The sequence below is a fragment of the Bradyrhizobium sp. CCGUVB4N genome (genome assembly GCF_024199945.1).
GTDB lineage: Bacteria > Pseudomonadota > Alphaproteobacteria > Rhizobiales > Xanthobacteraceae > Bradyrhizobium.
The window spans coordinates 6,931,663-6,944,693 of record NZ_JANADP010000001.1; the positions used below are offsets into that span (position 1 = coordinate 6,931,663).

At 61.7% G+C, this 13,031-nt stretch carries 14 protein-coding genes; 11 read left to right on the top strand and 3 right to left on the bottom strand.

Going from position 1 to position 13,031, the window contains the following annotated elements; genetic code table 11:
* Positions 1-43 precede the first annotated feature (43 nt).
* The 8 genes from fumC (at position 44) to NLM31_RS32195 (ending at position 7,133) form a co-directional block, all read left to right on the top strand.
* Complete coding sequence (gene fumC, locus NLM31_RS32160; RefSeq protein ID WP_254133304.1) at positions 44-1,477, top strand: class II fumarate hydratase; 1,434 nt, start codon at positions 44-46, stop codon at positions 1,475-1,477.
* A 279-nt stretch (positions 1,478-1,756) separates the two neighbouring features.
* The gene (locus tag NLM31_RS32165) at positions 1,757-1,945 is read left to right on the top strand and encodes a DUF4169 family protein (RefSeq protein ID WP_254194915.1); all 189 of its coding nucleotides are present in this window, start codon (positions 1,757-1,759) and stop codon (positions 1,943-1,945) included.
* On the top strand, positions 1,942-2,193 hold the full coding sequence (locus NLM31_RS32170; RefSeq protein WP_254133306.1) for a ribbon-helix-helix domain-containing protein: 252 nt from the start codon (positions 1,942-1,944) through the stop codon (positions 2,191-2,193). The genes NLM31_RS32165 and NLM31_RS32170 overlap by 4 nt, the downstream gene beginning before the upstream one ends.
* 139 nt (positions 2,194-2,332) lie before the next feature.
* On the top strand, positions 2,333-2,608 hold the full coding sequence (locus NLM31_RS32175; RefSeq protein ID WP_148754161.1) for a FeoA family protein: 276 nt from the start codon (positions 2,333-2,335) through the stop codon (positions 2,606-2,608).
* Positions 2,609-2,632: 24 nt separating this feature from the next.
* On the top strand, positions 2,633-4,504 hold the full coding sequence (locus tag NLM31_RS32180) for a ferrous iron transporter B (protein WP_254194916.1): 1,872 nt from the start codon (positions 2,633-2,635) through the stop codon (positions 4,502-4,504).
* Positions 4,505-4,891: 387 nt separating this feature from the next.
* Positions 4,892-6,217 (top strand): MFS transporter, encoded by a 1,326-nt coding sequence (locus NLM31_RS32185; protein WP_254194917.1) that lies wholly within the window; start codon positions 4,892-4,894, stop codon positions 6,215-6,217.
* 98 nt (positions 6,218-6,315) lie between these two features.
* Positions 6,316-6,567 (top strand): ABC transporter substrate binding protein, encoded by a 252-nt coding sequence (locus NLM31_RS32190; RefSeq protein WP_256562340.1) that lies wholly within the window; start codon positions 6,316-6,318, stop codon positions 6,565-6,567.
* Positions 6,568-6,863: 296 nt separating this feature from the next.
* On the top strand, positions 6,864-7,133 hold the full coding sequence (locus tag NLM31_RS32195; RefSeq protein WP_254133310.1) for an antibiotic biosynthesis monooxygenase: 270 nt from the start codon (positions 6,864-6,866) through the stop codon (positions 7,131-7,133).
* Between the two features lie 191 nt (positions 7,134-7,324).
* Here NLM31_RS32195 and NLM31_RS32200 read toward each other — a convergent pair whose 3' ends face one another.
* Positions 7,325-8,317 (bottom strand): helix-turn-helix domain-containing protein, encoded by a 993-nt coding sequence (locus NLM31_RS32200; protein WP_254194919.1) that lies wholly within the window; start codon positions 8,315-8,317, stop codon positions 7,325-7,327.
* 803 nt (positions 8,318-9,120) lie between these two features.
* On the opposite strand from NLM31_RS32200, the gene NLM31_RS32205 reads away from it, so the two are divergent.
* The 3 genes from NLM31_RS32205 to NLM31_RS32215 all read left to right on the top strand — a co-directional run bounded on the left by NLM31_RS32205 (position 9,121) and on the right by NLM31_RS32215 (position 11,646).
* Positions 9,121-10,296, top strand: coding sequence for an OpgC family protein (locus tag NLM31_RS32205; protein WP_254196310.1), 1,176 nt, complete (start codon positions 9,121-9,123; stop codon positions 10,294-10,296).
* Positions 10,297-10,326: 30 nt separating this feature from the next.
* Positions 10,327-10,761: a GNAT family N-acetyltransferase gene (locus NLM31_RS32210; RefSeq protein ID WP_254194920.1), complete on the top strand. Its 435-nt coding sequence runs from the start codon at positions 10,327-10,329 to the stop codon at positions 10,759-10,761.
* A 201-nt stretch (positions 10,762-10,962) separates the two neighbouring features.
* Positions 10,963-11,646 carry a helix-turn-helix domain-containing protein gene (locus NLM31_RS32215; protein ID WP_254194921.1) on the top strand — a complete coding sequence of 228 codons (684 nt, stop codon included), beginning with the start codon at positions 10,963-10,965 and terminating at the stop codon, positions 11,644-11,646.
* Positions 11,647-11,744: 98 nt separating this feature from the next.
* On the opposite strand, the gene NLM31_RS32220 is transcribed toward NLM31_RS32215, so the two are convergent.
* Positions 11,745-12,500, bottom strand: a complete 756-nt coding sequence (locus NLM31_RS32220; RefSeq protein WP_254194922.1) for an outer membrane protein — start codon at positions 12,498-12,500, stop codon at positions 11,745-11,747.
* 165 nt (positions 12,501-12,665) lie between these two features.
* Positions 12,666-12,932, bottom strand: a complete 267-nt coding sequence (locus tag NLM31_RS32225; RefSeq protein ID WP_254194923.1) for a hypothetical protein — start codon at positions 12,930-12,932, stop codon at positions 12,666-12,668.
* Between the last annotated feature and the right edge of the window lie 99 nt (positions 12,933-13,031).

The following is a 13,031-nucleotide window of genomic DNA, read 5'->3' on the forward strand; positions in this document are numbered from 1 at the left end:
AGAAGAGCACATCAAGAGGCCGCGCGGCGTCTCGCGCGGCAGAATGGATGTGCTCATGGCCAAAGCTGCCCGCGCGAAGACCACCCGCCCCGCGACCCGCATCGAGACCGACAGCTTCGGTCCCATCGAGGTCCCCGCCGATCGCTATTGGGGGGCGCAGACCGAACGCTCGCGCCAGAATTTCCGCATCGGCATTGACCGCATGCCGATCTCGCTCGTGCATGCCCTCGGCATCGTCAAGCTTGCGGCCGCACAGTCCAACCTCGAGCTCGGCCTGCTCGACAAGCGCCGCGCTGGCGCCATCATTCGCGCCGCGCACGAGGTGATCGAGGGCAAGCTCGACGATCATTTCCCGCTCGTGGTGTGGCAGACCGGCTCGGGGACGCAGAGCAACATGAACCTCAACGAGGTCATCGCCAACCGCGCCAACGAGCTGCTCGGCGGCGAGCTCGGATCCAAGAAGCCGGTGCATCCCAACGACCACGTCAACATGAGCCAGTCGTCGAACGACTCTTTCCCGACGGCGATGCACATCGCGGCCGCAAGCCGCGTCACGGCGGATCTCGTCCCTGCCCTCGGCGAACTGCACCGCGCGCTGCGCAAGAAGGAGAAGGAGTTCGCCAAGATCGTGAAGATCGGCCGTACCCACACCCAGGATGCGACGCCGCTGACACTTGGCCAGGAATTCTCGGGCTACGCCGCGCAGGTCGAGAGCGGCATCGCGCGGCTCAAGGTCGCGGTGAAGGACCTCTATCCGCTGGCGCAGGGCGGCACCGCCGTCGGCACCGGCCTCAATTCGAAGCCGCGCTTCGCAAGGCTGTTTGCAAAGCACGTCGCCGGGATCACGAAACTTCCCTTCACCAGCGCCGCCAACAAATTCGAGGCGCTGGCTTCGAACGACGCCTATGTGCTGGCGCACGGCGCCATCAATTCCGTCGCGACGGGCCTTTTCAAGATCGCCAATGACATCCGCCTGCTCGGATCGGGCCCGCGCTCGGGCCTCGGCGAACTGATCCTGCCGGAGAACGAACCGGGCTCATCGATCATGCCGGGCAAGGTCAATCCGACGCAGTGCGAGGCGATGACCATGGTGTGCTGCCAGGTGTTCGGTAATCACACCGCGATCACGGTCGCCGGCAGCCAGGGCCATTTCGAGCTCAACGTCTACAAGCCGGTGCTCGCCTACAACATGCTGCACTCGATCCGCCTGATGGCGGACGCCGCGCGCTCATTCACCGAGCATTGCGTCAGCGGCATCCGCGCCGACCAGAAGCACATCAAGGAGCTGATGGAGCGTTCGCTGATGCTGGTGACCGCGCTCGCGCCGAAGATCGGCTACGACAACGCGGCCAAGGTGGCCAAGACCGCGCATGCCAACGGCACCACGCTGAAGGAGGAGGCACTGCGGCTCGGCTTCGTCTCGGCCGACGAATTCGACCGCCTGGTGCAGCCGGAGAAGATGACGCGACCCGGGTGAATTCCGAATTCCGATAGTCATCCGTAATGATACGGAGCCCTAAAAGCTCATAATTATAAGGCTTAAAGGACAGGATTTGATTACCGTCAATGTGGCGGCGGCGGCACCTGCTACGCAAAGCCCCTCTGCCCTTGACGGGGCGAAATTCATCGTTTGATGGCCGACAGGCCGATTGACGAGGACGAGCGAATGACGATCAAGTCTTGTGGGGCGCAACGCGGCGCCCTGTTTCTGGAAGTTTCATCCAGCCTGAAGAGGAGCGGATGATGGAGACGCGGCATGGGGAACGTCATCAACCTGAATCGTTTCAGGAAGCGCGCCGAGCGGGAAGCATCGGCGAAGCAGGCGGACGCCAACCGAACGAAGTTCGGCCGCACGAAGGCCGAGCGATCGTCGGCGGAGAAGCAGGCGGACCAGGCGAAGGCGCATCTGGACCAGCATCGGATCGATCGCGAGGAGCAGCCATGAAGTCGCCCGTCGTGAAGCGCTCGATCGTGGTCGCCGGCCACAAGACCAGCGTCAGCCTGGAAGAGGCGTTCTGGAACGGCATGAAGGAGATCTCGGGCCTGCGCAACATGACGCTGTCCGAGCTCGTCGGCGAAATCGACGGCGGCCGCCAGCAGGGCAATCTGTCCTCGGCAATCCGCCTGTTCGTGCTCGACTACTTCAAGAGCCGCGCCATGGCCGCCCAGCCGGAAAAGGTCCCGGCGCAGTAGCGCCAAGGACTGGCGCCAAGGACTGCTGCCAAGGCGTTCGGCCCACGGCTTCGTGATCTGCACTTTAAAATCACTCTAAGGTGCAGTTTCAACGAGCGTGCGCGCTTGACCTCCCTGCCCTGCGTTGAAAATACAGGGCATGACCGACACCCACGATACGCGCCGCGAGATGCCGCTGGGCCTGGCCAAGCGCGGCTATACCGGCGTCATCCAGCACCTCTCCGCCAAGGACGCCGGCTCGGCACTCTCGGACATCGAGCTCGAGAGCCGGCTGATCGAGCTCGGCTTCGTCGAGGGCGCGCGGGTCGAGGTCCTGCACGAGGGGCTGGTCGGACGCGACCCGATCGCCGTGCGCGTCGACAACATCACCATCGCGGTGCGCCGCCGCGAAGCCATGGCCATCATCGTCGCCTGAGATTGCGGCCGGACATCTGATTCCATGGAATTACCCCTTCTGCATCTCGCCCTGGTGGGCACGCCAAACAGCGGCAAGACGTCGCTGTTCAATGCGCTGACCGGCAGCCGGCAGAAGGTGGCCAACTATCCGGGCGTCACCGTCGAGCGCAAGGAAGGTTTTTTCGTCACCCCGCAGGGGCGCCAGGTCTCCGTGGTCGACCTGCCCGGCACCTATTCGCTGCGCGGCCGCAGCCCCGACGAGGAGATCACCCGCGACTTCGTGCTCGGCAAGGCTTCCGGCGAGACTGTGCCCGACCTCGTGCTGTGCGTGGCCGACAGCACCAATCTGCGCCTGACCATCCGCCTGCTGCTGGAGCTGAAGCGCACCGGGCGGCCGATGATCCTCGTGCTCAACATGTTCGACATCGCGAGCCGCCGCGGCATCTCGGTCGACGTGGAGCGGCTCGCCAAGGAGCTCGGCGTGCCCGTGGTCACCTCGATCGCGGTGCGCAAGGGCGGCACGGCTGACCTGCTGGCGCTGACCGACGAGATCTCGGCCAAGCTCTCCGCCGAGCCGGTCGAAAACAGCTGGCGCGCGCTCAGCGTCGCCGAATTGCGCGCGACCCAGCGCGAGGCCGACCGCATCATCTCCGACTGCGTCAGCCTGCCTGCCAGGCCCGACACCTGGACCGCGCGCATCGATGCGATTGTGCTGCATCCGGTCGGCGGCCTGATCGTGCTCGCGCTCATCCTGTTCGTGATGTTCCAGGCGGTGTTCGCCTGGGCGCAGCCGCTGATGGAGCTGCTGCAATCGGGCTTCGACGCGCTCGGCGACTTCGTCCACGCCACCCTGCCCGAGGGCCTGCTGCAGAGCTTCCTTCAGAACGGCGTGATCTCCGGCGTCGGCAGCGTCATCGTGTTCCTGCCGCAGATTATCATCATCTTCCTGTTCATCCTGCTCCTGGAAGATTTCGGCTACATGGCGCGCGCCGCGTTCCTGATGGACCGCATCATGGGCGGCGCAGGGCTGCACGGCCGCGCCTTCATTCCGCTGCTGTCGAGCTTTGCCTGCGCCATCCCCGGCATCATGGCGACGCGCGTGATCGACAACAAGCGCGACCGCCTGACCACGATCCTGATCGCGCCGCTGATGACCTGCTCGGCGCGCATTCCGGTCTACACGCTGATCATCTCCGCCTTCATTCCGGCCAAGGACGTCTGGGGCTTCATCAACCTGCAGGGCCTCGTGATGTTCGGGCTCTATGCGGCCGGCATCACCAGTGCGCTGGTCGTCTCGTTCCTGATCAAATTCTTCATGCTGCGCGACTATGCGCCGGCGCCGTTCATGCTCGAGCTGCCGGACTACAAGATGCCGCGGCTGAAATCGATCGCGATCGGCATCTTCACCCGTGCGAAGATGTTCCTGCAGCGCGCCGGCACCACGATCTTCTCGATGATGGTGCTGATCTGGTTTCTGGCCTCGTTCCCGCAGCCGCCCGCAGGCGCCACCGAGCCCGCGATCGACTTCAGCCTCGCCGCCATCATCGGCAAGGCGATCGAGCCGCTGCTTCATCCCGTCGGCTTCAACTGGCAGATCGCGGTCGCGCTGATCCCGGGCATGGCGGCGCGCGAGGTCGCGGTCGCAGCCCTCGGCACCGTCTATGCGATCGAGGGCGGCAAGGAAGCGGCCGAGCAGATCGGCCAGGTGCTGGCGACGAAGTGGTCGCTCGCGACCGCGCTGTCGATGCTCGCCTGGTACATCTTCGCCCCGCAATGCGCCTCCACGCTCGCCGTCATCCGGCGCGAGACCGGAAGCTGGGGCTGGATGGCGGCGACGTTCGCCTACATGCTTGTCCTGGCCTATGCGGCGAGCCTTCTCACCTACAACGTCGCGGTCGCGCTGGGCGCAGGCTAGCCTCTCTCGCGACCAAGGCCGCGAAAACAACCCCATGCACAGTAGACGGGGGCTGTGAGATCAGTGGCTTACGCCTGTGCAAAATCATGCGACCGCAGCCAAGGCTCGCGAGCCAGTTCCAGCTTCAAACCGTGACAGCTCGTAGGATGGGTAGAGCGAAAGCGAAACCCAATCGCCTCCGCGCGTTCCGGGACGTGATGGGTTTCGCTTTCGCTCTACCCATCCTACGCACTTGATCCGCACGCCAGCTCAAACCATGACAGCGTAACTGTCGCTTTGACGTCAAAAGCAAATGCCGTTTGCGCTCATCGTATCCGGGCGTCATAGTTTCGTAACGCTGCCCGGCAGTTTGAACCGGCTTTGAGTGAGCAAGCGGGAGGCCGCGCCATGCAAGACGTCGAGACTCGTGTCATTGGCAAGGTGATGTGGCGGCTCATTCCGTTCCTGATCGTGTGCTACTTCGTGGCCTATCTCGACCGCGTCAATGTCGGCTTTGCCAAGCTGCATATGAACCAGGCGCTCGGTTTGAGTGAAGCAGCGTTCGGGCTGGGCGCCGGCTTGTTCTTCGTCGGATATTTCCTGTTTGAAGTGCCCTCGAACATCTTTCTGGAAAGGGTCGGCGCGCGCGTCTGGATCGCCCGCATCATGATTACCTGGGGGATCGTCTCGGCGGCTTTCGCATTCATCCCGTCGATATCGGCAGCAACGGGAATTCCGACGACGGGCGTTTTCTACTCGCTTCGCTTGCTGCTCGGCGCCTGCGAAGCCGGTTTCTTTCCCGGCATCATCTTCTACCTGACGCTCTGGTTCCCCGCGGTTTACCGCGCGCGGGTCATCAGCCTGTTCATGCTGGCAATCCCGATTTCGTCCATCGTCGGATCACCCATCTCCGGGATGCTGCTCAGCGTGACCGGCTGGGGATTGGAGGGCTGGCAGTGGCTGTTCATTCTCGAAGCGTTGCCGTCGGTTCTGGTGGGCATTGGCGTCCTGCTCTATCTGACCGATTTCCCGCGCCAGGCCCGCTGGCTGCAACAAGACGAGATTGCCTGGCTGGAGAACGTGCAGGCCACCGAGAAGCGCAACAAGGAGCGCGTAGAACATTTGTCCCTGGGACAGGCGCTCACTGATCCTCGCATCCTAGCGTGCGCCCTGGTGTACTTCTGCCTGAACGCTGCAAGTTATGGCGTGGCGTTCTTCTTGCCGACCATCATCAAGGGTTTTGGTGTCACTGACACCCAGACCGGCCTGCTCGCGGCGCTCCCCTTTGTTTTCGGCGCCGCGGGCATGGTGCTGCTCGGTCGTCATTCCGATCGGACCATGGAGCGAAAGGGTCACGTCGCCGCGGCGCTATTGATGGCAGCCGTCGGAATTGGGTTGGCAGGTCTCGTTTCCAATTCCGTGCTCATCATGGCGTTGCTCTGCTTTGCACAGATCGGCGTCTCCGCGGTCCCCCCGATGTTCTGGCCACTGCCGGCAAGTTTCCTGACCGGCGCATCGGCCGCCGCCGGCATCGCCGCGATCAACTCGCTCGGAAACCTTTCTGGTTTCGCTGGTCCTTACGCAATGGGCTATCTGAAGGACCTGACCGGCAATTTTACTGCGGGCCTGCTCTTGCTGGCGGGTTGCGCGCTGGTCGGCGCCATCGTCGTCATGATGCTGCGGATCGATGTACGGCGCGAGCAATTGTCCGGTGACGTCGCGATGGCGCACTAGGCGGCTTCCGGGGCCCCCATGAAGCGGCGCGAGTTCATCACGCTGATTATTGGCGCTGCGGCATTGGGACCGGTCCCGCCCAGCTGGCACTCCGCCGCCTGCCCGCCATTCTGCAGTGGCCCGAACAGGCGGAAGAAGGCGGACTGATGGGATACGGTCCTCGTCTCAGCGCGGTCTTCGACCAATGCGCGCGTCAGGTCGCAAGACTATTGCGAGGCGCAAAGGTGGCCGACGTCCCTGTTGAGCAGCCGATCAGGTTCGAACTGGTCATCAATCTCAAGACAGCGCAAATGTTAGGTGTCGAAATTCCGCCGGTGGTACTTTCGCGTGCCGACAGGACGATCGAGTGAGCCGTCGATTTCCGCCTCCGGCTCATCGGTTCCGTTGACACAGTGTCCCGACATGTCAGCTCGCAGGGACAGACCGGACGTTTGCAGCCGCGCCTTAGGCCGACGCTTTTGACTCGCAGCGGACATCCGACTGATGAGGCCATTCTGTCGGACAAAGGGCAAGGTCCGGTGGCATCAGTGCGACCCGGAAATGAAATAGCTCCAAGCGGTGTCCAGTATTATACTGGTGCTACTGGAAGTCCTGTTTCAAGCGTTCGTGGGAAGATTGTTACGACCGGTTCAGGGAGGAACATCTGATGACGACTATGTTTGTTAGACACATGGTTTCCGACTACAAGATCTGGCGGAAGGCCTATGACGATTTTGCCCCGGTTCAGAAGGCGAAGGGCGTCACAGCCGAGGCTGTCTACCGAGCGGTCGAAAATCCCAATGACATCACAGTAACTCACGAGTTTGCCACGATTGAAGCTGCGCAAGCCTTCGCGGAGAGTGCTGAATTGAAGAATGCCATGCGGAATGCAGGAGTGGCAGGAGCTCCAGCGATTTGGTTTACGAACAAGGCGTGAAGTATCGATCCCGGCCAAGTGCCGGGATTTTTTTTGTTGTGGTGCGCCATGTTGCCTGTTGGCCCATCGGTCCCGTTGACACAGTGCCCCGACATGTCAGTTCGCAGGGACAGACCGGACGTTTGCAGCCGCGCCTTCCGACGCTTTTGACCCGAAGCGAACATGGCAGCAGCATCTCGCGCATGGGCCGATCAAGGGCAGATGGCCCGACGGCGATCCTTGCCGATGTAGCGAACCCCACGCGGCGAATCGCCGAAGCGAGCCCGGAACAGGCGATTGAAATGCGAAACGTCCGAGAAGCCCACCTCCAGCGCGATGTCGGAAATCAGTTGCGTGCCAGAGCGCGCCTCGGTCAGCAGTTTGAGCGCAAGTTGCAGACGTAGCTCGTTCACGTGCCCGGTGAACGATGATCCCGACAGTGCCATCAGGCGCTGCAGATAGCGAGGTGAAATGCCCTGGCGACGAGCGACCGTCTCGACGCTGAGCCCGGGCTGCTGAAAGTGCGTTGCGATATCGTCGAGGACGGCACTGTGGCGCGCGGCCACGACCGCACTCGCATCGCTCTCGCCCAAGGGAGCGCACTCGCCAACTACGAGGGCTACGAGATCACAGGTGTGAGCGACGACGACATCACGCAGCCTTGGGGCGGCCAGAGCCCCCTCCCTGAATGCCGACTTCAGATAGGCCATGAGGATACGAAGCGGTTCATTCCGCTGAGGGATCGGTCGCATTGCGAGGCTCTCGATGTCGGTCACGCGCTGCGCCAGCGCCTCGCGGGGCACCGCCAGACCGAATAATATTCCGTTGAGATAGGTGACCGTGGCGGGCTCCGAATGCAGAATCGAGATTGCATCGCCTGCGCAAAGCTCGATGTCGCGGCCGCGCTGCGTGAGCTGACTGTTACCGGGCGAGCAGACGATCAGCCCGATCGAGTCGTCACCGTCGGCAGTGTTCGTCCGCAAGCGCTTGAAGCGCATTGGCGAGCCTTTCAGCGCGAGCGTGCGCAAACCGCGGATCGCTTGCAGCGTTGCGTCGACCTGAAACGGAATGTTCGCGAGAGGCTCGACATCGGCGTGGACGATCCCCCGCACAAAGCTCTCGCGCCATAATGGAAGTCGCATCCGCTCCGGATGTTCGCGCGTCGAAAATCGATGCGATACGAAATCGGCTGCGTCCGTAGACATGGGGACCTCCAGCCTTGATAAGACATTCGGAGTCAAGTTCGGCGACAAGCCAGCTGTCGGTATCGGTATTTTGCAATTTACGCACCGACCGCCTCTTGAGGTACGCAGGACTCCAAGAAGCTACGTCATTTGTCTGCTAGTCTCATTCACCTGTGATTGATGCTGGTGTGAACTGGCTCACGTGACGACCAGAAAATTACGACAATCTTTAATTGCGAATTTCGCGCATAAACTTCTCCTTTAAGAGGAGACGATTGCGATGGCTCTATTTCAAATTGCCGCCATCGGATCCAATTTTGGAATCCCCGACAAGGGGCAAAGCCAAATCCAACTTTATAATGCTGTTCGCGACTGTTTGGACTCATCGATGCGAGCAGAAGTTCTCGGAACGAGACTATCCTCTGATACCGATTTTCCGTCGTGCCTTGATCGTCGCATCACCATTGAGATTCGTCGGACACAAATTACGTCCCGGCCATGCTCCTTTTCAGCCGCCGGGTGAAGTGGTCGAAATCTGTCATATGGGACGTCAACCGTGGCGATCAGGAAGGGATTCGATCATGTCCGCCATCGTCGACATGCTCTATCGTGAATATTGCCGTGCCCGTCTCACCGAAATGCGAAAGCAGCTTTTGATACGGGGTGCCGGCGACAAGACTTTGCAAACGCCTTGGGAGGATAACGATCCAGCCGACCCTGGCGCTCAGAGGAGCAGCTGGCGGACCAAGGAGCCCCCATCATCCATCAGGTAGCCGGCGCGCGCCATCGACCCCATGAGCGCGAGCGCGCAGACAGGCCTGCAGATGGATGATCGAACTCACATTTCGACGCGATTGTTCGGTGAAACTCCACCGGAGTTCAAAACGGCGAGCCGCGATCTGCGTATCGACATCGCTCGCGGGATCGCGTTGTGGTGGATCTTTCTCGATCACGTTCCCAACAACATCGGGAGCTGGTTGACGCCGCGCAACTACGGCTTCTGCGACGCCGCCGAGATCTTCATGTTCATCTCGGGCGTGACCTGCGCGCTGGCCTACGACAGGGCACGTCAGCGCGAGGGCTGGAGCGGCATGATCGGCCGTTCGCTGAAGCGGGGATGGGACATCTATGCGGCGTTTCTGCTGCTCACGCTCGCTTGCGCCATCCTCGTCTACCTTGCGGGCAGCGATGATCTCGCCGATGACAGCAATACGCGAATTCTGCTCGAACATCCGGGCCCGACGCTCGCTCACGCCGCAATCCTGCAATACCGCCCCGTCAACACCGACGTCTTGCCGGTTTTTGTGATTTTTCACGCGCTGTTCGCGCCGCTGCTGTGGCTGCTGCTGCGAGCACCGAACGTGACCCTCGGATTGTCGTTATTGCTCTACGCGCTCGTGCACGTCTTCGGTTGGACGGTTCCGGCCTGGCCCGGCGGCGTCTGGTTCTTTAATCCGCTGGCCTGGCAGCTTCTGATCGTGCTGGGTGCATGGAGCGTCATTGAAGGAGAGAAATTCCGGCCGTGGGTGATGTCGCGCTGGGCGCTTGTTCTTGCCGTTCTTTATCTGGCTTGCGGCCTGGTTCTTGCACAGGGTTGGAGCATCGCGGCTCTGATCCCGCCATTTCTGACGGACCTGCTATTTCCACTGGATAAATCGAATCTCAGTCCGGTACGGCTGCTGCATTTTGTGGCTCTCGCGATTGTGGTGCTGCGATTCATTCCCCGGAATTGGGGAGCGCTATCGACGCCGGCGCTGGTCTGCGCGAGGTGGTGTGGCGAGAATTCGCTGCCGATCTATTGTCTCGGCGTCCTTCTGGCGCTCGCCAGCCAGTTCACGTTGCTGGACCTCTCCGAGGGGCTGGCGATGCAGATCTTGGTCAGTTTTGCCGGCGTGTCGATCATGATCGTCGTCGCGCGGCTCCTGAACGCGATCAGCCTCAAGCGCGAGCGGACGTCAGGGTGGACGCAGGCGATCGATAAAATTCCGCTGGTGCGCTAAACTCGCAAGCTGGACTGGTAGGGAGGCGGAATGAGTACGATCGTCGAGGTTCAAGCCACGGACCCGCTCATGCCGGCGGTATACGCCTTGCGGCATGATGTGTTCGTTGTCGAGCAAGGTGTCCCGGAAGAACTTGAAGTCGACGATGACGATAAGGTCGCCACCCATCTTGTCGCGGTATCTGACGGCCGCGTCATTGGCACGTTACGCATTTTGCGCCATGGGCGTACCGCGAAAATCGGCAGGATGGCCGTGTCGACGTCATCGCGGAAAGATGGCATCGGGAGAGAGCTGATGGAGTTCGCCGCGACCAGTGCCTCCCGCCGCGGTGCCGAGGAAATCATTCTCGGCGCGCAACTCACAGCACGCGAATTTTACAAGCGACTGGGGTACACGGAGGAAGGAGCGGTGTTCGATGATGCAGGCATACCACACGTGATGATGCGCAAGACATTGCAGCGATGAAGTTCCGGTGCCGCTGGACAAGCCGGCCCCATGCTGTCCGTTGGTACAATGAACCTTAGGGCGATAGCCAGCGGTCGCGGCTTCGAACACCCTCGACATCAGCAGGAATGCGCGGCGCGATCGGTCTCCATGCCCGAAGCGCTGCGGTCGGCAAACCCGATCATCTCCAATTGATCACCCTGGAATTGAGAAGTTGGTCCAATGCTGATGCACCTGACCTCCGCGGCGCTGCCCCGCCCGCATTGTCTCAGCGAGCTCGGAATCGCCGCCGCTTCGGATCCGATGGTCAGTCTGAACGAATTTACCTACCGGCGCGGCAGCGAGATCTACGGCGAGAAGGAGTCCGCCGACTATGTCTATCAGGTCAAGGCGGGCGCGGTACGGAGCTACAAGCTGCTGTCTGACGGGCGCCGCCAGATCAGCGCCTTTCACGTCCCAGGCGACGTCTTCGGACTTGAGAATGGCAGTGCCCATCGTTTCACGACGGAAGCGGTGGTGGATGCGACGGTGCGGCTGATCAGGCGCGAGAGCCTCGACGCCATCGCCGGGAGCGACGGCATCTTGATCAGGAGCCTGCTGCGCCTGACCACGATGAACCTGCGGCACGCGGAAGACCATATGCTGCTGCTCGGACGGAAGACGTCGTTGGAGCGGGTCGCCGCCTTCCTCATCGAGATGGACAGGCGACTGACCGCCGCAGGCATTCTCGCGCTGCCGATGTCCCGGCGCGACATCGCCGACTATCTCGGCCTGACGCTGGAGACCGTCTCGCGAACGCTGTCGTATCTGCGCGATCTCGGCATCCTCGGGTTCATCGACAACAACCAGCGTCACATCGTTCTGCTGGACAGGCAGCAACTCGCCGGGCTCGACCGCCGCAACTGAGTTGCCGACTGCCTGGTTGGTGCGAGACCGTGGTCCATCTGCCGATAAAAAAGGCCCCGGACGATGCCGGGACCTGAAGTTACGGGGAAGCCACAAGCTCAGTAGCGGGCCGCCACCGGCGCGCCATACACGCCGAAGCGATAGTTCACCCGGACCGTGATCATGTCGACATCCTGGCTGACCCCGCTGCCGAGCAGGGTGATGCCGCCGGGTGTGACCACGCCTGCGAAGGTGGTGTTGTCGCGCCCCATCCAGAGATGGTCGTATTCGACACCGACCGACCAGTTCGGCGCAAAGCCGTATTCCCAACCAACGCCCGCCGTACCGCCCCAGCGCGTGTGGCCCGCGGAGGCGAGGCCGACACCGGTGACGTTGTTGAAGATATCGAAGCGATTGTGCGTCACCGCAGCGCCACCCTTCACGTAGAACAGCGACGCGTTCCAGGCCCAGCCAAGTTGGGCCGTGAAGAGGCCGATGCCATCGGTCTTGCCCGTGGTCGAAACCAGCGGATCGATCAGGGTCACGCGCGTGTTCTTGATGTCGGCCCAATCGCCCTGGGCTTCCAGACCGAGCACGAACTGATTGGTCTGCCAGCGATAGCCGATCTGTCCGCCGACAAGGCCGCCGGAGCGATTGGCGCAACCACTTGCGAGCGTCCCCGCGGGCGTCAGGAAATCGACGCAACCATGGCTCTGCCCCCAGCCTCCATTGGCGCCGATGTAGAACCCGCTCCAGTTATAGATCGCAACCACTGGTGCCGGCGGCGGCGCCTTGACGGCCATGTCAGCTGCCATGGCGGGACCCGCCATGCTCAACGCCGCGACGCCGATCGCAGCTATCGAAAGCTTTTTCATTGTCTCGTCCCCTTTGCTCAGATCTTTTCCGTTCAAAGACAGCAGCCCCTATGCAGTCTGGCGTGCATAAGCCCTGCGAACAGCCTGAAGTTTAGGCGCGAGGGCTTTCCTGGCCCGTATCAAAATGGCAACACTCAAACGCTATCGCTATGCACGGCCGAGTGCTTACTCCCTTTGCGAAAGTCCAGGCGCCGAGGTGCTATCCCCGTCATCGGCGAGCCACGCCTGGATGTCGGACGCGAGAATGAGTCGTCTGGGAAGGTGAGGATTGATCGTGCCCGCAAAGACAGCGAGCCCTTCGTCGAACTTCCCGCGTGCGAACTGCTTGGCCTCGTCCTCGGTCGCGAACGTTCTTGTCTCACGCGGACTGCGTTGCTTCAGCAAAGTCCCGCTCTTGCGAATTTCAAAAGTGACGTACCAGGTTGGATTCATTGGACCCATCAACATGTCACCAGCCCCGGTGGCGTGTTGTGGTGCGGCCGCGTTCTCAGCGCTTGATTCAGATCAAGCCGCCACTTGACTATCTGACGC